Below are 22,185 nucleotides of genomic sequence, written 5' to 3' on the forward strand. Positions count from 1 at the left end.
CGGCCGTTGCCGCGACCGCCTGTCCGGCCGCGGACCCCGGTGGTGCGGGCTGGCTGGGGCTCCAGCAACTCTGCCAGGGCGGCCGCGGCTGCGGCGGCCTGGGCCGGTGGTTCGTCTCGGCTGCGGGCCGGACGGCGCGGCGGGGCGGTGCCGGCCACGGCTGCCCTTCGGGCGTACTCGGTGCGGAGCTCGCGGTCCGGCGCTCCTGGCGGCGGGGCAGTCGCCGACTCCCGGCTCGGTCGTGCTTGCGATGGTTGGGGCCGTCCTCGCCTCCGATCGGCCGCGTTCGCGGGGGCGGGGCATCGTTGCGTCGTTTGCCGGGCACATTCGGCCGGCGCCGCGGATTGCCTGCTCGGTCGCGGGCCTCGGTGGCCCGGTTCGGCCGGGGCCCGGTGGCTCTGCCGAGCCGGCTACGGCGGCTCGGGCCGGTCGGCCCCTCGCGGCTCTGCCTCGCCGGCGGCGTGGGCCGGTGGTTCGCCTCGGGCGTGGCCCGACGTCTCAGCGGACGGTGCGGCTTCCCCCTGGTGTGCTCGGTGCGGGGCGCCGTGTGCCCGGCCGCGGCTGCCCTCCGGCCCCGCGGGGCGTGTTCGGGAACGGGCTCGTGGCTCTGGTGGTGGGTTTGTTGCGGGGTGGGGCGGTGTCGGTGGGGGTGGGAAAGTTCGGGCGCGGCGCGGTGAAGACAACGTCGGTGTAGGCCGAGCGGCGACGAGAAGGTAGCGTGCGTAGCGCGCCGTGGCGAACGTTCTCGACCGCGCGCCTTACGGGCATACCGCAGAATGGATGACGTAGGTGCGCCCGAGCGCGATCGGGCGCGGACGTCGACGCGGTCCCAGGGTCCGCTCCGTCCGCCCCGCCGCCTTCAGGCCGGCGCACCCGAAAGACGGCGTAGGAGAGAAGCGATACCTGTGAGCGCAGCGACCACGCGAAGCCGCACCCCCGACCGCCTGTGCGCCGAGGCGGTCGACCTCGCCCGGGCCGCAGCCGAGGAGGCGGCCGCGCCCGGTGTCGTCGGCGAGCACGCGGGAGTGCTCTCCGAGGGCGACCGGGTCGTCACGCACTTCTTCGAGTGCAAGGAGTTCGGATACCGGGGCTGGCGCTGGGCCGTCACCGTGGCCCGCGCCTCGCGCGCCAAGATCGTCACCCTGGACGAGGTCGTCCTGCTGCCCGGCCCGGACGCGCTGCTCGCGCCCGAGTGGGTGCCCTGGAGCGAGCGCCTGCGCCCGGGCGACATGGGCCCCGGCGACCTGCTGCCCACCGACGCCGAGGACCTCCGCCTGGAGCCCGGCTACTCCGGCGAGGACGAGCCCGCGCCGAACGCCGCGGTCTCCCAGGAGATGGCCGAGCTGGCGGAGGCGGAGGACGCCGAGGTCACGGCGGGCCCGCCGAGGAACCTGTCCACCGTCCCGTCCCGCGGCTCGATCTCCGCGCTCGCCCAGGAGCTGGGCATGCGCCGCGCCCGCGTCCTGTCCCGCTACGGCCTGCACGTCGCCGCCGACCGCTGGGAGGAGGGCTTCGGCGCGAAGACGCCGATGGCCCAGGCGGCCCCGGCGGCCTGCGTGAGCTGCGGCTTCCTGGTGCCGCTCGGCGGCTCGCTGGGCCAGGCCTTCGGCGTGTGCGCCAACGAGTTCTCCCCGGCCGACGGCCGTGTGGTCTCCCTGACGTACGGCTGCGGCGGCCACTCCGAGGCCGCGGTGATGCCCAAGCCCCCGCAGCCGCCCCCGCCCGTGATCGACGAGACGCGGGTGGACCCCTTCCCGCTGCGTCCGGCGCAGGACTCCGGCTCGGTGCCGGTGACCGGGGACGACGAGACCGCCGAGCTGGGGCACTCCTAGGACCTGCCCCGCGACCAGGACCCGCCCCGCGACCGGTCCGGACCGGTCCGTCCGTCCGCCGGGCGAATGACCTCTCCCACGCGCGGTACCTTCGTCGTCACGCCGATGAGGAGAGTGAACGTGAGCATGTTGGTGCAGCCGTCCGCCGGAGGCGATCCGTTCGGGACCGCGCGCCTGCGGCGCGGTGTGCTGGACGCCTGGGCCACCAGCCCGGCCCGGTTCCGCGAGGACGCCAACGCGGAGGAGGACCTCGTCCTCGGCGGCTACCGTGACCGGCTCGTCGTCGAGCTGGCGCAGAACGCCGCCGACGCCGCCGCCCGCGCCGGCGTGCCCGGCCGGCTGCGGCTCACCCTGCGCGACGACGTGCTGCTCGCCGCCAACACCGGCGCCCCGCTCGACGCGGCCGGCGTGGAGTCGCTGGCCACGCTCCGGGCCTCCGCCAAGCGCGACGCCCGCGACAGCGCCGTCGGCCGCTTCGGTGTCGGCTTCGCCGCCGTCCTCGCCGTCACCGACGAGCCCGCCGTCGTCGGCCGGCACGGCGGTGTCCGGTGGTCGCTGGCCGAGGCCCGCGCGCTGGCGGAGGACACCGCCCGGCACAGCCCCGGCCTCGGCGACGAGATCCGCCGCCGCGAAGGACACGTACCACTGCTGCGGCTGCCGTTCGCCGCCGAGGGCACCGCGCCCGACCCCTACGACACGGTCGTCATCCTGCGCCTGCGCGACGCGGCCGCCGCCGACCTCGCCGAACGCCTCCTGCACGCCGTCGACGACGCCCTGCTCCTCGCCCTGCCCGGGCTCGAGGAGGTCGTGGTCGAGATCGGCGACGCCGCGCCGCGGACCCTGCGCCGCCGCACCGAGGGCGCCCTGACGGTCGTGGAGGACACCCGCGAGGGCACGACCCGCTGGCGTACCGCGGGCGCGCACGGCCCGCTCACCCCGGAACTCCTCGCCGACCGCCCGGTGGAGGAACGCCTTCGCCCGCACTGGTCGGTCACCTGGGCCGTCCCCGTGGACGCCGACGGGACCCCGGCCGGCCCCCGCACCAGCCCCGTCGTCCACGCCCCCACCCCCAGCGACGAACCCCTCGGCGTGCCGGCCCTGCTCATCGCCTCGTTCCCGCTGGACAGCACCCGCCGCCACACCGCGCCCGGCCCGCTCACCGACTTCCTCGTGCAGCGCGCGGCCGACGCCTACGCCGAACTCCTCGCCGACTGGCGGCCGGTGACCGAGGGCGTCATCGGCCTCGTGCCCGGCCCGCTGGGCAAGGGCGAGCTGGACGGCGCGCTGCGGCAGGCCATCCTCGACCGGCTGCCGCGCACCTCCTTCCTGCCGCCCGCGGCCGTAGCCGCCGCCCACCAGGACCACGACTCCGACCTGCCCGAATCCCTCCGCCCCCGGGACGCCGAGGTGGTCGAGGGCGCGGGCGCCGACACCGTGCGCGTCCTCGCCGAGGTGCTGCCGACCCTGCTGCCCGCCGGACTCGAACGGCGTGTGGAGCTGCGCACGCTGGGCGTGGCCCGCCTGCCGCTGACCGACGCCGTCGACCGGCTGGCCGGCCTCGAGAAGGAGCCCGGCTGGTGGCGGCGGCTGTACGACAGCCTCGCCGGCATCGACCCCGACCGGCTCTCCGGGCTGCCCGTGCCGCTGGCCGACAGCCGTACGACCATCGGGCCCCGGCAGGTCCTGCTGCCCGTGGCAGGCGTCGCACTCACCGACCCGGAGGTGCTGGCCCGGCTCGGTCTGAAGGTCGCCCACCCGGACGCCGTGCATCCCCTCCTGGAGAAGCTCGGCTCCCTGCCCGCGACGCCGCGTGCCGTGCTCACCACCCCGCAGGTGCGGGCCGCCGTAGCCGCCTCCCTCGACGAGGACACCGGCGGATGGGACGAGGACACCCCGGACGCCGAGGAACTCGCCGACACCGTCCTCGCCCTGGTCAGGGACGCCGGACTCGACCCCGGCGACGAGCCCTGGCTCGGCGCGCTCGCCCTGCCCGACGAGGACGGCGAACTCGCCCCGGCCGGCGAACTCGTCCTCCCCGGCGGCCCGTTCGCCCGTCTCATGCGCGAGGGCGAACTCCCGGCCGTGGATGCCGAGCTGGCCGGGAAGTGGGGTGAGCAGCCGCTCGCCGCGTGCGGTGTGCTGGCGAACTTCGCCCTGGTGCGGGCCACGGACGTCGTCCTCGACCCGGACGAACTCGATCCGCGTGAGGGGGACTTCCCCGAGCCGGACGATCCCGGGCTGCTCGACGCGGTCGACGTGTGGTGCGAGGATCTGCTCGACCGGTTCCCGGACACCCCCGTGCCGCCGGTCGCCACCGAGATCGTCGCCGTGCGCGATCTGGACCTCGTCGGCGACGACCAGTGGCCCCAGGCCCTCGCGCTGCTCGCCCGGCCGCCGCTGCGGGACGCGCTCACCCAGCCGGTGCGGATCCTGCTGCCCGACGGCACGCACGAGATCGTCCGGCCGTACACCGCCTGGTGGCTGCGCGGGCACCCGGTGCTCGGCGGGCGCCGCCCGGCCGGTCTGCGCGCCGCCGGGTCCGATCCGCTGCTGCGCGGCCTGTACGAGGAGGCCGACGCCGCCGGCTTCGACGACGAGCAGGTGCTGCGGGCACTCGGCGTGCGCACGAGCGTCGCCGCCCTGCTGGAGGAACCGGGCGGCGCCGCGGAGCTGCTGGAACGGCTCGCCGACCCCGAGCGTCCCGTGACCTCCGCCCAACTGCACGCCCTGTACGGCGCGCTGGCCGAACTCGATCCGGACCAGGTGACCCTGCCGGACGAGGTGCGGGCCGTGGTCGACGGCCGGGTGGAGGTCGTGGACGCCGCCGACGCCGTGGTGTGCGACTCCCCGGACCTGCTGCCGTTCACCGGGGGTGTCCCGCTGCTGCCCGTACGGCCCGCGCTGGCGGCCGAGCTGGCCGAACTGTTCCAGGTGCGGCGGCTGAGCGAGTCCGTCACCGGCGGGATCGACTCCGAGGGCACCGAGCACGACGTACCGGAGCCGGTGCGGGTGCTGCTCGGCCCGCGCACCCCGCGCACCTACGTCGAGCACGAGGAACTGGTCGTCGACGGAACCGAGCTGGACTGGCGGCTGACGTCCGACGGCGTCCTGCACGCCGCCACCCTGGAGGGCGTGGCCGCGGGCCTCGCCTGGGCGTCGGGCCAGTGGCCGCGCCGCTTCGAGGTCGCGGCACTCCTGGAGGACCCGTCCCGGACGGAGGAACTGGCCCGGGACCGCTGGTTCGACTGAGTGGCCTCCGCCGCGCGGCCGTGCCGTGGCAAAGCGGCCGACTCGCCGCGGCGGACTGCGCCACGTCGAACCCAGACCCGTATACCAAATAGTCGCGCCCCCCATGGGACACTGGTGGGCATGGCAGGATCTGGGGAGTTCCAGCCGGAGTCCGAGCGGGTCACGCGGCAGCTCCGGGACGACATTCTCGTTGGTGTTCGCAAGCCCGGGAGCAAGCTCGTCGAGCGCGAGCTGGCGGCGCAGATGGGCGTGAGCAGGGTGCCCGTTCGCGATGCTCTGCGCGTGCTCGTCGCCGAGGGTCTGGTCACGCCGAGGCCGCGGACATGGGCGGTCGTCCGGGAGTTCACGTCATCGGACATCGCGGATCTGAACGAGGTCCGCGGGGCCTTGGAGGCGCTGACCTTCCGGCTCGCCGCCCAACGGCGCCACCGCGCAGGCCTCGACCGGCTCCGCTCCAACCTGGAAGAAGAGCTGAAAGCCGCTGGTGCGGGGGACGGCGTTCGCGCCCGGCGTGCGGCGGCGGACTTTCACGAGACCGTCACGTCGATGGCCGCCAACGAGCTGCTGAGCGAGTTGGAGGGCACCTTCCGCAGCCGGTTGCGGTGGCTGCTGGGGCAGCACGACGACCTCATGGCGATCGCGCGGGAGCACGAGGCCCTTTATGCCGCGATCGCGGACCGGAACGTCGCGCTCGTCGACGAACTGGTGGCCAAGCACCTGGAGAACAGCCGGCTCGCGATCGACGCCCATCACCAGTGATCCCCGCGGCCGGGTGGGCAGGGTCCAGCCTCCGCGCGTCGGTATACCATTTCTGAATGGCTGATCTGATTCTGACCAATGTCCGACCCTGGGGCATGAAGGCTGCCGACATCGTCGTCTCCGGTGGGGAGATCCGCGATCTGGTACCCGCCGGTGCCGCGAGCGGACCCGGCGAGCGGGTGGACGGCGGCGGACTGCTCGCCCTGCCCGGCTTCGTCAACGCACACGCCCATGTGGACAAGAGCTGGTGGGGCCGGCCCTGGGTGCCCTACGGCGGCGAGCCGACCACGCTGGGACGGATCGCGCACGAACGAGCCGAGCGGGACGCGCTCGGCATTCCCAGCGCGGCCAACAGCCTCACGGTGCTGAGGGAGTTCCTGCGGCACGGCGTCACCGCGGTGCGCAGCCACGTCGACGTCGACCTCGGAGTCGGCCTGCGGGGCATCGACGCCGTCCGCGAGGCGGTGGACGCACTCGGCGGCGCGATCGAGGTGGAGATCGTCGCGTTCCCGCAGGACGGGGTGGTCCGCCGGCCCGGCGTCCTGGACCTGCTGGACCAGGCGGCGGCGAACGGTGCGACCAGTATCGGCGGACTCGACCCGGCGGCGATCGACCGCGATCCGGTGAAGCAGCTCGACGGGCTGTTCGACATCGCCGAGCGGCGCGGGGTCGGTGTCGACATCCACCTGCACGACGGGGGCGCGCTGGGCGCCTTCCAGTTCGAGCTCATCGCCGACCGCACGCGCCGCGCGGGGCTGCGGGGGAAGGTCAACGTCTCCCATGGCTTCGCCCTCGGGGAGCTGCCGCCGGAGCGGCAGGCCGATCTGCTCGACGAGCTGGCCGAGGCCGGTGTCTCCTGGTCGACGGTCGCCCCGGTGCGCATGGCGCCACTGCCCTGGCGCGGGATGCGGGACCGGGGGATGCCGGTGGGGCTGGGCACCGACGGGATCCGCGACCTGTGGTCGCCGTTCGGCGACGGTGATCTGCTGCGCGTGGCCCTGGATTTCGCGCGGCTGCACGGCATGCGGACCGACGAGGACCTCGCCTACGCGGTGGAACTCGCCACCACCCGTGCGGCGGGCTTCGTGCACCGGGGCATCCACGACCTCGCGGCGGGCGCACCCGCGGACGTCGTGCTGGTCGATGCCGAGAACGTGCAGGACGCTCTGATGCGGGCACCGCGCCGTGAACTCGTGATGTCCGGCGGACGAGTGGTGGTCCAGGGCGGCGAGCTGCTCGTGTAGGCGAGCTGCTGGCCTGGACGACGTATTGCCCTGAGAGGTTCCCACCTCTCAGGGCAATGACGTTCGCGGGCTCAGTGGTGTACCAGGGCCAACTGATCGGCGACGACGACGCCGTCGTGCAGGACGGTGCGGTCGGTGCCGCGGTCCATCACCGCACTGGCCGGCGTCTCGCCGTCCACCAGCAGCAGGTCGGCACGGTCGCCGACGGCCAGACCGGGCCGGTCGGCGACCCCGGCCGGCCGGGCGACGTCGTGGCTCATGATCGAGGCGCCGCCGACGGTCGCGACCGCCAGCGACATCTCGATCAGCTCGTCGCGACGGAAGTTGTTGGTGAAAGCCAGCTGCCAGGTGCGGTCGAGCATGTCGCAGTTGCCGTAGGGGCTCCAGTAGTCGCGCTGGCCGTCCTCGCCCAGGCCCACCCGGACGCCCGCCTCCGTCAGCGCCACCAGCGACAGCTGCCCGCGGTCGGGCGGCGCCACGGTGGCCATCGCGACGTCCAGCTCGGCGAAGTCGTCGATGATGCGGCGGCTCACCGATTCGGAGATCGAACCGAGCTCGTAGGCGTGGGACATCGTGACTTTGCCCTGCATGCCCAGCGCCCGGGTGCGCTCGAGCACCAGATCGGTGGAGAACACCCCGAGATGACCCGGCTCGTGCAGGTGGATGTCCACCTCGACCTGGTACTTCTCGGCCAGTCCGAACACGACGTCCAGGTGCCCCTTGGGATCCCGGTCGAGGGAACAGGGGTCGATGCCGCCGATCACCTCGGCGCCCGCCTTCAGCGAGGCCTCCAGGTAGTCGACGGTGCCCTTCTCGCGGAGGATGCCCGCCTGCGGGAACGTCATGATTTGGACGTCGGCCTGCCCGGCGAACCTCTCCTTCGCGGCCACCACGGCGTCGAACTTCTCGAGCTTGCAGTCCACGTCCACCTGGGCGTACGACCGCACCCGGGTGGTTCCGCGGGCGATCATCCGCTCCAGCGTGCCGGCCACCCGCTCCTTGAGGGGAACCTCCGCGGTGCGCCAGTTCTCACGGTCGTTGAGCATCATCGTCCAGACTCCCGGGCCGCCGGTGTGCGGACGGAACGGCAGGCCGATCCGGGTGGAGTCCAGGTGCACGTGCACGTCGCTGAACGACGGCAGCAACAGCCGGCCGCGACCCTCCACCACCTCACCGGCCGGTTGCGCGGCCGGGTCGTGCGGGCGGATCGCCGCGATGCGATCGCCGGACAGCTCGACGTCGCTGCGCTCGCCACCCCACGGGCGGACGTCACGGATCAACACGGTTGTCACCTCTCTGTTGCGCGGTTCTGTTGCGCGGTACGGCGGTTCACGGACGCGGCACGGCTCACCCGGGCGTCGTGGCCAGGGTCTCGGCTGCGACGTCGGTGTGATGGCAGGCGATGTCGCCGCTCGGCACGCTGCCGGTGCACAGCTCCCGGCGTTGCGGGTCCAGCCGCGGATGCACCGGGCACCGGGACTGGAAGACGCAGCCGCGCGGCGGGTCGGCCGGGCTGGGCAGATCGCCGGACAGCCGGATCCGCCCGCTGCGGTCGGCCGTCGGGTCCGGTTGCGGGACGGCGGACAGCAGCGCCCGGGTATAGGGGTGCCGCGGAGCGTCGAACACCTCTTCGGTGTCGCCCTGTTCCATGATCCGGCCCAGGTACATGACCGCGATGCGGTCGGCGAAGTGCTTGACCACGGACAGGTCGTGGGCGATGAAGAGGTACGCCACCCCGGTGTCCCGCTGGATGTCCTCCAGCAGATTGATCACCTGGGCCTGCACCGAGACGTCCAGCGCGGACACCGGTTCGTCGCAGATGATCAGTTGCGGGTCCAGGGCGAGCGCACGGGCGATGCCCACGCGCTGCTTCTGGCCGCCGGAGAACTCGTGCGGGAAGCGGTTGTAGTGGTCGGGGCGCAGCCCCACCCGGTCCATGAGGTCCCGCACCTTGGCCTTGACGCCGCCGGGCGGCGTGATCCGCTGGGCCAGCAGCGGTGCGGCGATCGCACTGCCCACGGACTGGCGCGGGTTGAGCGAGGACGACGGGTTCTGGAACACCATCTGCACCCGGCGCCGGTACTCCTGCAGGTTCGACCGGCGCAGTTCGGAGATCTCCTGACCGGCGAGCCTGACGCTCCCGGACGAGGGCTCAAGCAGCCGCATGAGCAGTCGGCCGGTGGTCGACTTGCCGCAACCGGACTCTCCCACCAGTCCGAGGGTCTGCCCGGCCTCGACCGAGAAGCTGATCCCGTCGACGGCTTTGATCACACCGCCGGCGGACCGGAAGGCGCCGGAGCGGATCGGGAAGTGTTTGGTGAGGTCGGTGACCTCCAGCAGCGGCGTCATCGGACCACCTCTCCGGCTGGTTCCAGGGTCTGCAGGTGGCACCGCGACTGGTGCCCGACGGGGCCCGTCAGCGTCGGCCTGTGGGTGCCGCAGGCGCCGTCGGGCACCAGGTGCGTCTTCGGGCAGCGGTCCGCGAACAGGCAGCCCTCGGGCAGGGCCAGCAACGACGGCGGGAAGCCCGGGATCGGGTTGAGCCGCTCGGACCTCCCCGCCAGCGACGGCATCGAAGCGAGCAGCCCCTGGGTGTAGGGGTGCCCCGGGTCGCTGAACAGGTCGGCGACGGTCGCCTGCTCCACGCACACCCCGCCGTACATCACGACGACCTGGTGGCAGACCTCGGCGACCACGCCGAGGTCGTGGGTCACCAGGATCACCGAGGACCCGGTCTCGGCCTGCAGTTCGCCCAGCAGATCGAGGATCTGGGCCTGCACGGTGACGTCGAGCGCGGTGGTGGGCTCGTCGGCGATCAGCAGCTCGGGTTCGCAGACCAGCGCCATGGCGATCATCGCGCGCTGCCGCATACCGCCGGAGAACTCGTGCGGGTATGCCGAGTAGCGGCGCTTGGGGTCGGGAATCCCGACCCGGCCGAGCATGTCGACGGCGACGGCCGCCGCGGCCTTCTTGGACACGGCGTTGTGCACCCGGTAGGCCTCGGCGATCTGCACCCCGACGGGATAGAACGGGTGCATCGCCGACAGCGGGTCCTGGAAGATCATCGCGATCTTCTTGCCGCGGTAGGCGCGCATCTGCGCCTCGCTCAGCGGGTTGAGGTCCTTCCCGTCCAGGAGGATCTGCCCGGTGACGGTGGCGGAGGTGTCCTTGAGCAGGCCCATCAGCGCCTGGCTCGTGACGGTCTTGCCGGAGCCGGATTCGCCGACGATGCCGACGGTTTCCCCGCGCGCCAGGGTCAGGTCCATTCCGTTGACCGCGTGCACCACGCCGTCGTCGGTCGGAAAGCTCACCCGCAGATCACGGATGTCCAGCATGGGCGCGGCATTGGGCGTGGTCATCAGGCAACCCTCACTCGCGGGTCGATCACGGCGTAGGTGGCGTCGACCACGACGTTGGCGACGATGATGAAGAACGCGGCCATCATGGTGATGGCCATGGTGACCGGAAGGTCGCCGGCCTGGGCGGCGTGCACCGCGGTGAATCCGACGCCCGGCACCGAGAAGATCTGCTCGGTGAGCACGGCGCCGCCCAGCAGGGTGCCGATGTCGAGACCGAGCATGGTGACCACCGGAGTGATTCCGGCCCGCGCACCGTGCTTGAACACGATGCTCCGCCGGGACAGGCCCTTCGAGCGCGCGGTGCGCATGAAGTCCTCTCCGAAGGTCTCCAGCATGTTGCCGCGGGTGACCCTGATGTACTGCGCGCTGAACAGCACCGCGAGCGCCACCCAGGGCAGCAGGTAGTTCAGGAACCAGCCGCCCGGACCCGCGTCGCCGAACGGTGAGGTGATCGCGTTGGTGGTGAACGGCAGCAGGTGCATCGTGCTGACGAAGAAGAGCAGCAGCAGCAGACCGGTCACCGGAATGGGCAGGGACACCCCGACCGAGGCGGCGCCGACGATGAGCTTGTCGGTGAACCGGCCCTTGCGCAGCGCCGCCAGCAGGCCAAGACCGACGCCGACGACGCTCCACAGCACGATCGCGCCGCTGGCCACCGACAGGGTGTAGGGCAGGGCCCGCCCGATGATCGCGGTGACGTCCTCGTTGGTCTGGAACGACTTGCCCAGACACGGCCAGGAGCACAGCGTCTGGCTGCCCGGCGCGCCGACGTGGCGGCTGCCGATCAGGCCCGACATGTAGTCGAAGTACTGGGTGAGGAAGGGCTTGTCCATCCCGAGCGCGACCCGGGCCTCGGCGATGCGCTGCGGAGTGCACTCCTGACCGCAGGCCGCCGCGGCCGGGTCCGCCGGGCCCAGTTGGAACAGGCTGAACGTCACGAAGCTGATGACGAACAACAGGAGGATCATCGCGACGAATCGCCGCGTCAGAAATCTGGTCATGGGCGCGACCCGTCGGCTCGGGATGGACTCACCGTTTCTACCTCTTTTGTGACGGAGTCTCAGTGCTGGACGCCGAGGATGGACAGGTCGATGCCGCCGAAGAAGTAACCCACCTGGGCGTTACGGACCTTGGAGCCGACCACGCTGTTGGTGTAGCTGCGGATCAGCGGAACCAGGGGGTAGCCCTGCATGGCCTGGTCGAACAGGGTCGCCCACTTCTTGCCGAGTTCCTCGCTGGACCCGTTGGTGCCGCGCAGCTCGTACATCGCGCGGGAGATCTTCGGGTCGTAGTAGCGCGGGATGTTGGAGAAGCCGTAGGTCTTGCCGTCCACGCTCGGGCCCAGGTTCGGGTCGACCGTGGTGCGCACCGAACCGCTGTCCGCGCCACCGCACCAGCCGCTGCGGGCGATGTCCGGCATCTGGTCACCGGCCAGCACCGTGTAGTAGTTGGCGGTCGGGATCGGGCGCAGCTGAAGGTCTATGCCGAGCTGCTTGAAGTTCTGCTGCAGCACGGTGCCGACGTTCTTGTACCGGGGGTTGGCGTCGGCGTAGCCGTACACCAGCTTCTTGGGGAAGGTCTTGCCCGCCAGGAGCTTCTTGGCCTCGTCCAGCTTGGGCTTGCCCGTCGGGTCGAGGTCGGTGTGCTGCTCGACGTATCCCCGCTGGGCCGAGTTGATGTACGACTGGGTCAGCTTGCCGAACCGTTCGCCGCCGTACTGCACCTGGATGGCGCTCCGGTCGATGGACAGCGCGAGTGCCTTGCGGACCTGCGGGTCCTTGATCGTCTCGGTGTTGAAGTCCAGCACGTCCGTGCAGCCCAGCAGGCCGCCCGCGGTGCGCTTCTTGACGTCGGCCGCGTTGAGCTTGGCGGCGTCGGACGCCTGCAGACCGCCGTTGCTGTCCAGGGTGACGGCCGTCGGGTCCGAGTCGGCGAGCAGCTGCTGGCTGATGGTCGCCTGGGCCGTGGACAGGGTGAAGGTGAACGTGTCCGGCAGGGCGGTCCGGTTCGGGTCGGTTGCCGGGTTCCACTGGTCGTTGCGGACGAGCTTCATCGAGCGGCCGCGGTCGTACGACTGGATCTTGTACGGGCCCGACGAGACCGGGTGGTTGGTGTAGTCGAGCTTGGTGTCCTTGGCCTTCGGCACCGGCGCCGTGTTCGACCGCGAGACCAGGGCGGGGAACTCGGCGAACGGCTGCTTGAGGTGGAAGACGACGGTGCTGTCGTCCGGGGTGTCGATGGCCTTGAAGTCGCCACCGGTGTACGGGCCCTTGTAACTGTCGTCGGACAGTGCGGCGTTCAGTTCCTGCGGTGCCTGGGTGTAGACGTCGCGGGCGTAGGTGCGCTCGACCCCGTACTTGATGTCCTTGCTGGTGATCGGCGTGCCGTCCTCGAACTTCAGCCCCTTCTTCAGGGTGTAGGTCCAGGTGAGGCCGTCGGCGGACTGCTTGCCCAGATCGGTGGCGAGGTCCGGCACGATGGTCGGCGGCTTGCCGGCCGTCTCCTTGGCCATCGTCAGGGTGCGGTAGTACAGCTGCCCCACGTTGGCGGTCTGCACGTAGTTGCTGTTGCCGGGGTCCAGCGTCTGGAAGTCCGAGGACATCAGGACGTTGATGTTCCCGCCCTTGGTGGTGTAGTCCTTCCCGATCACCACCGGCGCATAGGCGTCGGCTCTGGGACCGGAGCCGGAACCGGGGGTGGGCTTGGACCCGCCGCAGGCGGTCAGGGTCAGCCCGGCACTCACCGTCAGGGCGATCGCCGCCATGGTGCTTCGTTTCACTGCGTCTCCTTGAGGGTAAGGAAAGGAACGGCGCGTCGGGAGAGGACGGCGCGTCGAGGGAGGTCAGCTTCGGGAGGACTTGGGGTCCAACGCGTCCCGGACCGCGTCGCCGAGCAGGTTGAACGCGAGCACGGTGATCACCAGTGCTCCGGCCGGGACGGCGAGGAACCACGGGTCGGACAGGTACCAGTTGCCTGCCTGGGCCGCGTTGAGCATCTGGCCCCAGGAGGGTGTGGGGTCCTTGACCCCGACCCCGAGGAAGGACAGAGCCGCCTCTGCGGTGATGTTGGTCGGGATCATCATGGTCGCGTAGACCAGCACGACGCCCATGACGTTCGGGATGATCTGCCGCAGGATGATGCTCCGGTGCGAGGCCCCGTAGGCCTGGGCGGCCTCGACGAATTCCTGCTCCCGGATCGAGAGCACCTGGCCGCGCACGACTCGGGCCAGGTAGGCCCAGCCGAAGAAGCCGAGGATGATCACCAGTGAGGCGATCGGCACCAGGCTCCCCGAGTCGAGGGCGGTGCCACGCAGCCGGGACTGCATGATCGGGGTCAGCGACAGCACCAGCAGCAGGTGGGGGAAGGCCAGGAACAGGTCCATCACCCGGCTGATCACCATGTCGATCTTGCCGCCGAAGTATCCGGCGGCGGCGCCGAGCACGGTGCCCAGGACCACCGAGACCACTGTGGACAGCAGCGCGATGGTCAGGGAGATCCTCGCGCCGTAGGCCATCCGGGCGAAGATGTCGCGCCCGAGCCCCGGTTCGAGGCCGAGCCAGTGCTCGCTCGACGGGAAGCGGTAGTACGGCAGCGGCAGGCCCGGCGCGTAGAAGGAATCCAGGAAGTCCGGCCCCGTCCGGGAGGTGAACGGGTCCGATCCTTCGATGGCCACCAACACCGGCGCCAGGATCGCGAACAGCACCATGAGGACCACCACGATCAGGGCGGCGATGGCGATCCGGCTGCGCCGTATCCGAAGCCACGCCGTGCCCAGCAGCGACCGCGCGGTGGCGATCTCCGCTGCGGGCCTGCGCTCGGCGGTTGCGGGTTCTGGGGGAGGCAGAGTGGCCACCTGCCCATCGGTGGGTTCCGGCGCGGCGGCGTGGCGCGGCGGACTCGGCGGCTCATGCGGATCCGGCACGTCCGATCCTTTGGTGCTCGAGGGGAGGGGAGGTGGCCGAAACGGTATACCAGCAATCGCGATTTCTACTAGGGTTCTTTGATAACCCGGCGGACAGTCGTCGCTGGGGCATCAGCCCTTGTAGGGCGCGATTTCCGGCTTGTGTAAAAGTTTGCGCGGGCCATAGCCGGTTGTTACCGGGCCCGGGGAAGCATGAACTGCTCCCGGGGCCGGGCGACCGTTTCAGCCAGTTGGTGTACCAAATCTGGAAGGCACGTCGATGAAGACCCTGGTCACTGCTTCCTGGGTGATCGCCCACGACGGACGCTCGCACGTGGAGGTGCCGGACGGCGCCGTGCTGATCGACGGCGACACGATCGTCGATGTGGGCGATCGCGCCGAACTCGACCGGCGGCAGGCCGACGTCCGCATCGACCTCGGTGACGCGGTGGTCACCCCCGGCCTCATCGATCTGGACGCCCTCACCGACATCGACCACCTGATCCTGGACTCCTGGGCGTCCCCGGATCTGGCGTCCGGCTTCACCTGGTCGGCCGACTACTTCGCCGCGCCCCGGGCGGTGTTCGACGCCGCGCAACGCCGCGCGGTACGCGAGTACGCGCTGGTCCAGCTCGCCCTGCACGGCATCACCAGTTACATGCCGATCGCCTCGGAGGTGCACAGCGACTGGGCGGAGACCTACGAGGACTTCGTGGCGATGGCCGAGGTGTCGTCGCGGCTGGGTCTGCGGGGCTTCCTCGGGCCGTCGTTCCGGTCCGGGGTGAACGTGATCGGCGCCGACGGCAAACGCACCGTGATGTTCGACGAGGAGGCCGGCCGGCGTGGTCTGGCCGACGCGCTGCGCTTCCTGGACCACACCGCTCGGCTCGCCGATCCCCTGGTGACCGGGGTGCTGCTGCCGTGCCGGATCGAGACCCTGCTCCCGGAGCTGCTCGGCGACGTCGCCCGCGCCGCGGACGAGCGCGGCGCGCTGGTGCGCCTGCACGCGCTGCAAGGCATGTCGGAGCGTGACTACATCCAGCGCGCCTATGGCCGCACCCCGCTGCAACTGATCGCCGACTCAGGGCTGTTGTCCGACCGGCTGATCGTTCCGCATGGGGTGGTGCTGGATGTGCACCCGGAGGTGCTCGGCAGGGACACCGGAGATGTCGCGGTGCTGGCCGACGCCGGTGTCTCGATCGTGCACTGCCCGCTGACGAACGCCCGATACGCCCACAACCTGCACACGTTCGGCGACTACCGGACGCGGGGAGTGAACCTGTGCCTGGGCACCGACTCCTTCCCGCCGGACCTGATCCGGGGAATCGACGTGGGCACCCAGGTGGCCAGGCTCCAGGCCGGCGACCTGGGGCAGGGGCACCTCACCGGCTACTTCGACGCGCTGTGGGCCGGTGGGGCGACCGCGCTGCACCGACCGGATCTCGGCCGGCTGGCCGCGGGGGCCACCGCCGACCTGTCGGCGTTCGCTCTGGACGACTTCCGTATGGGCGTCACCGAGGATCCGCTGCGCACCCTGGTGCTCAACGGCACCGCCCGCGACGCGGTCCTGACGATGGTCGCGGGCCGGGTGGTCATGCGCGACGGCTCGATCCCCGGCGTCGATCTCACCGAACTGAGGCGAACCGGCCAGCAGTTGTTCGACACGATGCGCGCGGCCTACCCGGAGCGCGACCACCGCCGGCGCACGGTGGACGAACTCTTTCCGCCGGTGTTCCCGCGGAGTTGACGCATCCACCAGCCGGAGTTCACGACCATCCGGCCCGAACCGGACGATCACGTTCGGAAAGTGGACGGCTTCCGAGGGCCGCCCATAAAAAATCCCAACTTCCGTGCAACCATCCCCGGCGGTAACGGATCTGATCTCGTGAGTCAGACAGACTCCACGATCATTGGGCCCGGCGCCGAAGACGGACCGCGAGGAACGGCCGGCGCCGGCCCCCTTTCTCCACTTGGGGAACGCATGCGTATACGAGCCACTGTGGCCGCCGTGTCCGGCGCCCTGGCCCTTTCCGCCCTTGCCGTGCCCGCCGCGCACGCCGCCGGTCCCTCCAGCTACCGCGCGGACGTCGCGAAGGTCTTCCAGGCCGCCCACGCTCCCTCCGCCGCCAAGGCCGGGATCAGCGCGCGCGTCGCGGGCGACGAGATGCCGTACGACCTGGACGTCACCTTCTCCAACCTCAAGGTCGCCAAGGCGGTCAAGGTCGGCACCACCAGCCACGTGTCCACCACGGTCACCTACACCATGAAGTTCGGCGCCGACGTGGACGTGCGCGCCAAGGACTTCTTCACCGGCCCGTTCCTCTACCGGGGCCCCTACGACATGCCGCAGAACGAGCTCTACGGCGACCTCCCGGCCACCTGCTCCGTCACCTCGGCGACCACGGCCAACTGCAAGGGCAAGATCGACATCTATCCGGCCGACGGGGAACTGGCGAACGCCGAGGCCGGTACCTGGCGCGCGGGCGCCCTGGCCATCGCGTACAACGGCCAGGACATCGAGTCCCGTGACTTCGACATCACCAAGGTCGGCTTCGCCGAGAAGGGCGGCCTCGGCACCACGCTGGTGCAGCGCAACTCCAAGCTGACCACCAGCGCCAAGCCCAAGCCGGTGAAGAAGGGCAAGACCGTCACCGTCACCGGCAAGCTGTCCCGGGCCAACTGGGAGAGCGGCAAGTACTCGGGGTACAGCGGTCAGGCGGTGAAGCTTCAGTTCCGTAAGAAGGGCACCACCACCTACAAGACGCTGAAGACCGTCAAGACGAACTCCACGGGCGCCCTCAAGACCACCACGAAGGCCACCGTCGACGGCTACTACCGCTTCATCTTCGTGGGCAACACCACCACCCCGGCGGTCAACGCCGCGGGTGACCTGGTCCGCGTGACGAAGTAATCCGCTAGACGGGGAAGCGGCGGCCGGTCCATTTCCACAGGAACTCCAGGACGGCCGCCGCCACCACCGCGATGCCCACCGCGAGCCACGGCATGGCCGTGCCCTCCAGTTTCAGGGCGAAGAAGTCCTGGAACGCGGGCACGGCCAGGACGACGAGGAACGCCGCGCCCATCGAGGCCACCAGCGCGATCCGCCACCAGGTGTAGGGGCGGGCGACGATCGCCAGGACCCACATCGAGACCAGGAACAGCGTGAGCGTGGCCGCGCTGGTCTCCGCGTCCAGGGCGCCCGGGCCGGTGTAGTGGTGGCGGGCGGCCAGATACGTCACGAAGGTCGCCACGGCGGCCACCGCCCCGCCCGGTACCGCGTAGCGCATGACCCGCCGTACGAAGTGGGGCCGGGCCCGTTCCGTGTTCGGGGCGAGGGCCAGGAAGAAGGCCGGGACGCCGATGGTCAGCGTGGACAGCAGGGTCAGATGGCGGGGCAGGAACGGATACTCCACCTGCGAGCAGACCACCAGCACCGCCAGCAGCACCGAGTAGACCGTCTTCACCAGGAACAGGGTCGCGACCCGGGTGATGTTGCCGATCACCCGACGCCCCTCGGCGACCACGGACGGCAGGACGGCGAAGCTGTTGTTCAGCAGCACGATCTGCGCGACCGCCCGGGTGGCCTCCGAGCCCGAGCCCATCGCCACGCCGATGTCGGCGTCCTTCAGTGCCAGCACGTCGTTCACGCCGTCGCCGGTCATCGCGACCGTGTGCCCGCGTGACTGGAGCGCGCCCACCATGTCCCGCTTCTGCTGCGGGGTGACCCGCCCGAACACCGTGCCCTCGTCCACCACCGGGGCCATCTCGTCCCGCCCGGCGGGCAGCCGGCGGGCGTCGACGGCGGTCCCGTCGAGGCCGACCTTCGCGGCGACCGCGCCCACGGACACCGCGTTGTCGCCGGAGATGACCTTGGCTCGGACGTCCTGCTCGGCGAAGTAGCGCAGCGTCTCCGCGGCGTCGGGCCGCAGCCGCTGTTCCAGCACCACGAGCGCGGCCGGCCGGACGGTCCTGGCCACCTCCGGGTCGTCCAGGTCGCGGGCGGCGTGGGCGAGCAGCAGCACGCGCAGGCCCTGCTCGTTCAGCCGCCCGGTCTCGGCGAGCGCGGGGGCCTCGGCGGGCAGCAGCACGTCCGGGGCGCCCAGCAGCCACGTACTGGAATCGCCGTCGCCCTCGCTGAAGCTGGCGCCGCTGTACTTGCGGGCCGAGGAGAAGGGCAGCGACTCCACGCAGCGCCACTCCTCGCTGTCCGGGTAGGCGGCGATGATCGCCTGGAGGGAGGCGTTGGGGCGCGGGTCGGACTCGCCGAGCGCGCCGAGCACCTTGCGCACGTACGCCTCGTCGTAGCCGTCCAGCGACCTCAGCTCGGTGACGTCCATGCCGCCCTCGGTGAGGGTGCCGGTCTTGTCCAGGCACACCGTGTCGACGCGGGCGAGGCCCTCGATGGCGGGCAGCTCCTGCACGAGGCACTGCTTGCGGCCCAGCCGGATCACGCCGATGGCGAAGGCGACGGAGGTGAGCAGGACCAGTCCCTCGGGGACCATGGGGACGATGCCGCCGATGGTGCGGGCGACGGACTCCTTGAGGTCGTTGTTCTTCACCACGAGCTGGCTGATGACCAGGCCGATCGCGGTCGGGACCATCATCCAGGTCACGTACTTGAGGATGGTGGAGATGCCGGTGCGCAGCTCGGAGTGGACGAGCGTGAAGCGGGAGGCCTCCTCGGCGAGCTGGGCGGCGTAGGCGCCGCGGCCGACCCTGGTCGCCTGGAAGGCGCCGCCGCCGGCGACGACGAAACTGCCGGACATCACACGGTCGCCGGGCCGCTTGACGACGGGGTCGGCCTCGCCGGTGAGCAGGGATTCGTCGATCTCCAGCCCGTCGGTCTCGGCACAGGTTCCGTCGACGACGACCTTGTCACCGGGGCCGATCTCGATGAGGTCGCCGAGCACGATCTCGGAGGTGGCTATCTCGACGGCGGTGTCGTCGCGGCGCACCGTGGGGCGGGCCTCGCCTATGACGGCGAGCGAGTCGAGGGTCTTCTTCGCCCGCCACTCCTGGATGATGCCGATGCCCGTGTTGGCGATGATCACGAAGCCGAACAGGCCGTCCTGGATCGGGGCGACGAAGAGGGTGATCACCCACAGGACGCCGATGATCGCGTTGAACCGGGTGAAGACGTTGGCGCGGACGATCTCGGGGAGGGAGCGGCTGCTGCGCACCGGCACGTCGTTGATCTCGCCGCGGGCGATGCGCTCCGCGACCTCGGCGGAGGTGAGTCCGGTCGTCCGGACGACCGGGACGGGCACGGGGTGCACCGGGTCGAGCTCCGTGCCCGCGTCGATATGCGTCATGCATTCGACGGTACGTGCGGTTGTGCGGCTTCACTCGTCGAGGGGGTGGAAGATCCGACCTGGGGAGGAGAGGCCTCGTACGTCGGTCGTACGGGCGGTGCGCGACGGGACGGCCGTCCCCGGGGCGCGGTCCCCGGGGACGGCCGTCCCACCTCCGACGTGGGGTCAGGCGATGCGGCGGTCCAGCCGGCCGTGGTAGCGGATGGCGGAGACGGTCCCGTCGTCCTCGCGGACGAAGCCGACGAGCGAGCCCTGCGCACCGTCCTCGGACAGCGTGACGAGCGAGTCGGGGCCGGCGAGCACGGCCCGGTCGGCGCCTTCCAGCTCGATGACGTACTGGTCCTCCTCGGCCCGCGCGCCGTTGGCGGTGATCGCCAGCTCTCCGGGGCGGGCGCCCGGGACGATCGAGACGGTCCCGTAGAAGCCGCAGTCGTAGGTGCCCTGGAGCGCCTCGGCGAGGTCGGAGGGCACCGGCCGGGTGCTCGCGGCCGTGGTGTCGACGCCCGCCGCGTCCAGGATCACCTTCTCCAGGTCGCGGATGAACTCCTCGCCGTGCAGCGAATTGGTCAGGACGGCGTACGCCAGTCCGGTGGACGGTACGAGCACCAGCCGTGAGGCGTACCCGATGGTCAGGCCGCTGTGCGACATGGCCGGACGGCCGCCGGTCTCGCCGAGGTGCCAGGCCAGTCCGATGTCGTGGCCCGCGATGCCCTGGCTCGCCAGGGGCTCGAAGAGGCGCTTGGGGGCCGCCTCGGAGACCGACCAGGCGGCGTACCGCAGCAGGTCGCCGGCGCTGGAGACGACGCCGCCGCCCGGCACGTCCCAGCCGGGCAGTTGCCAGTGCCGTTGCCAGCCGCGGTCGACCAGGAGCTCCGGGGAGCGGTCGGGGCCGTGGCCGTGGGGCGCGGCCACCCGGTGGAAGATCGCCTCGTCGGCCGATGTGCAGGTCAGCTCCATGCCGGCCGGCTCGATCACCAGCTCGCGCAGCAGGTCGGCGTAGTGCCGGCCGGTCGCGCGCTCGACGGCGGCGGCCGCGACCATGATGCCGGGGCCGCTGTAGGTGAAGTTCGTGCCCGGGTCGAACATCAGCGGCCGGCCGGCGAAGTGCCGCAGCGACGCCTGGATGCTGTCGTCGGCGTGGCCGGCCAGCAGCCGCGGCGCGTCGGCGATCATGTTCTGGGCGTCGATGCCGGAGGTGTGCGTGATCGTGTGGCGCAGGGTGATGCGCTCGTCGAGGCCCGAGTCCGGGCCGAGGAGCGGGGCGACGGGTGCGCCGAGTTCCAGGACGCCCTGCTCCAGAAGCCGGCCGATGACGGCGCCGAGCAGTGTCTTGGAGATCGAGCCCACCTGGAAGAGGGTGTTCTCGTCGACGGCGATCGGGTGGGCCACGTTGGTGACGCCATAACCGGTGGCGCAGGTCCGGCCGTCCAGGGCGACCCCCACCGCGGCACCGGGGACACGGTGCTCGGCGAGCAGGTCGGGGACGGCGGAATCGAGCCGGGCGCGCAGGTCGGGCACGGGGGTCTCTCCAGATTCGGGGTTCGTTCCGCGGTCGGCGCGGTTCACGCGCCGGCCGCCGTACGGCTGCGGGGATCGAGCTGGTCGCGCAGCGCGTCACCGAGCAGGTTGAACGCGAGCACGAGCGCGACGAACGCGAGCGCCGGGTACGCCGCCAGCCACGGCTCCGTGAGCATGTACTGCTGCGCGGCCGAGATCATGCTGCCGAAGTCGGCGTCCGGGGGCGCGACGCCGAAGCCGAGGAAGCTGAGCGCGGCGTAGGCGCCCTCGGCGGTGGACAGGTTGATGGCGGTCATGATGACCAGCGGCGAGCTGATGTTGGGCAGGATGTGGCGGCGCAGGATCCACCATCTCCCGCGGCCGCACAGCCGTGCCGCGTCGATGTAGCTGCGCCCGGCGACCTCGATCGTCGCTCCCCGGGCGATCCGGGCGAAGCGCGGGATGATGACCAGGCCGATGGCGAGTGCCGCGTTGACCAGTCCGCTGCCCATGATGGCGAGCACCAGGATCGCCAGGAGGTACTCCGGAATGGCGAACAGCAGGTCGGTGACGCGGGACAGGATCCCGTCCGTCACACCGCGCAGGAAGCCCGCGGCGGTGCCGATCGCGGTGCCCACCACGATGGCGAAGGTGACCGAGATCAGGGCGGCCTCGACCGCGGGGCGGGCGGCGGCGATCACCCGGGAGAACTGGTCGCGGCCGAGGGCGTCGGTCCCGAACAGGTGACTGGCCGAAGGTCCGACGAGCCGCGGACCGGCGTTGAGCTCGTTCGGCGCGTAGGGGGCGATCACCGGCCCGAGGAGCGCGGCCAGTACGTAGAGCACGAGCACGGCGAGGGCCGCGTTGGCGAGGATGCCGCGTATCGGCCAGCGCCGGCGCACGGCGCGGGGGCCGGCGCTACTGCCCTTTGACGAGGCGGACGAGGCGGACGAGGCGGACGATGCCGACGGGGCGGACGAGTCGGTGGACGTGGTGCCCTGAGTCGGAATGCGTTCCGGGGTTGAAGTCATG

15 protein-coding genes are annotated in these 22,185 nt (G+C 71.4%); 6 read left to right on the forward strand and 9 right to left on the reverse strand.

The window, feature by feature from the left end; genetic code table 11:
* The first annotated feature begins 905 nt into the window (after positions 1-905).
* The 4 genes from ACWEK3_RS17615 to ACWEK3_RS17630 all read left to right on the forward strand — a co-directional run bounded on the left by ACWEK3_RS17615 (position 906) and on the right by ACWEK3_RS17630 (position 7,084).
* Complete coding sequence (locus tag ACWEK3_RS17615; protein ID WP_450546235.1) at positions 906-1,832, forward strand: DUF3027 domain-containing protein; 927 nt, start codon at positions 906-908, stop codon at positions 1,830-1,832.
* A gap of 120 nt (positions 1,833-1,952) precedes the next feature.
* Entirely contained in the window at positions 1,953-5,081 is a 3,129-nt protein-coding gene (locus ACWEK3_RS17620) for a sacsin N-terminal ATP-binding-like domain-containing protein (RefSeq protein ID WP_453250043.1), read from the forward strand.
* Between the two features lie 120 nt (positions 5,082-5,201).
* On the forward strand, positions 5,202-5,840 hold the full coding sequence (locus ACWEK3_RS17625; RefSeq protein WP_450546239.1) for a GntR family transcriptional regulator: 639 nt from the start codon (positions 5,202-5,204) through the stop codon (positions 5,838-5,840).
* Between the two features lie 56 nt (positions 5,841-5,896).
* Positions 5,897-7,084, forward strand: a complete 1,188-nt coding sequence (locus ACWEK3_RS17630; protein ID WP_453250044.1) for an amidohydrolase — start codon at positions 5,897-5,899, stop codon at positions 7,082-7,084.
* Positions 7,085-7,155: 71 nt separating this feature from the next.
* On the opposite strand, the gene ACWEK3_RS17635 is transcribed toward ACWEK3_RS17630, so the two are convergent.
* The 6 genes from ACWEK3_RS17635 to ACWEK3_RS17660 form a co-directional block, all read right to left on the reverse strand.
* The gene (locus tag ACWEK3_RS17635; RefSeq protein ID WP_450546243.1) at positions 7,156-8,367 is read right to left on the reverse strand and encodes an amidohydrolase; all 1,212 of its coding nucleotides are present in this window, start codon (positions 8,365-8,367) and stop codon (positions 7,156-7,158) included.
* A 64-nt stretch (positions 8,368-8,431) separates the two neighbouring features.
* Positions 8,432-9,433, reverse strand: a complete 1,002-nt coding sequence (locus ACWEK3_RS17640) for an ABC transporter ATP-binding protein (RefSeq protein ID WP_450546245.1) — start codon at positions 9,431-9,433, stop codon at positions 8,432-8,434.
* Positions 9,430-10,443, reverse strand: a complete 1,014-nt coding sequence (locus ACWEK3_RS17645) for an ABC transporter ATP-binding protein (protein ID WP_450546247.1) — start codon at positions 10,441-10,443, stop codon at positions 9,430-9,432. The genes ACWEK3_RS17640 and ACWEK3_RS17645 overlap by 4 nt, the downstream gene beginning before the upstream one ends.
* Positions 10,443-11,444 carry an ABC transporter permease gene (locus tag ACWEK3_RS17650; RefSeq protein ID WP_376542066.1) on the reverse strand — a complete coding sequence of 334 codons (1,002 nt, stop codon included), beginning with the start codon at positions 11,442-11,444 and terminating at the stop codon, positions 10,443-10,445. The genes ACWEK3_RS17645 and ACWEK3_RS17650 overlap by 1 nt, the downstream gene beginning before the upstream one ends.
* A 59-nt stretch (positions 11,445-11,503) precedes the next feature.
* On the reverse strand, positions 11,504-13,222 hold the full coding sequence (locus tag ACWEK3_RS17655) for an ABC transporter substrate-binding protein (RefSeq protein ID WP_450546249.1): 1,719 nt from the start codon (positions 13,220-13,222) through the stop codon (positions 11,504-11,506).
* Positions 13,223-13,285: 63 nt separating this feature from the next.
* Positions 13,286-14,296, reverse strand: coding sequence for an ABC transporter permease (locus tag ACWEK3_RS17660; RefSeq protein WP_450546257.1), 1,011 nt, complete (start codon positions 14,294-14,296; stop codon positions 13,286-13,288).
* Positions 14,297-14,624: 328 nt separating this feature from the next.
* Here ACWEK3_RS17660 and ACWEK3_RS17665 point away from each other — a divergent pair, with 328 nt between their 5' ends.
* The gene (locus ACWEK3_RS17665; RefSeq protein WP_450546251.1) at positions 14,625-16,091 is read left to right on the forward strand and encodes a chlorohydrolase family protein; all 1,467 of its coding nucleotides are present in this window, start codon (positions 14,625-14,627) and stop codon (positions 16,089-16,091) included.
* A 234-nt stretch (positions 16,092-16,325) separates the two neighbouring features.
* Positions 16,326-17,255, forward strand: coding sequence for a hypothetical protein (locus ACWEK3_RS17670; RefSeq protein WP_450546253.1), 930 nt, complete (start codon positions 16,326-16,328; stop codon positions 17,253-17,255).
* Positions 17,256-17,259: 4 nt separating this feature from the next.
* On the opposite strand, the gene ACWEK3_RS17675 is transcribed toward ACWEK3_RS17670, so the two are convergent.
* The 3 genes from ACWEK3_RS17675 to ACWEK3_RS17685 form a co-directional block, all read right to left on the reverse strand.
* Entirely contained in the window at positions 17,260-19,656 is a 2,397-nt protein-coding gene (locus tag ACWEK3_RS17675) for an HAD-IC family P-type ATPase (RefSeq protein WP_450546255.1), read from the reverse strand.
* Positions 19,657-19,821: 165 nt separating this feature from the next.
* Entirely contained in the window at positions 19,822-21,174 is a 1,353-nt protein-coding gene (locus ACWEK3_RS17680) for a serine hydrolase domain-containing protein (RefSeq protein WP_453250045.1), read from the reverse strand.
* A gap of 44 nt (positions 21,175-21,218) precedes the next feature.
* Positions 21,219-22,184 carry an ABC transporter permease gene (locus tag ACWEK3_RS17685; RefSeq protein ID WP_453250046.1) on the reverse strand — a complete coding sequence of 322 codons (966 nt, stop codon included), beginning with the start codon at positions 22,182-22,184 and terminating at the stop codon, positions 21,219-21,221.
* Position 22,185: the final 1 nt, after the last annotated feature.

It is taken from the genome of Streptomyces sp. NPDC004721, from assembly GCF_053601495.1.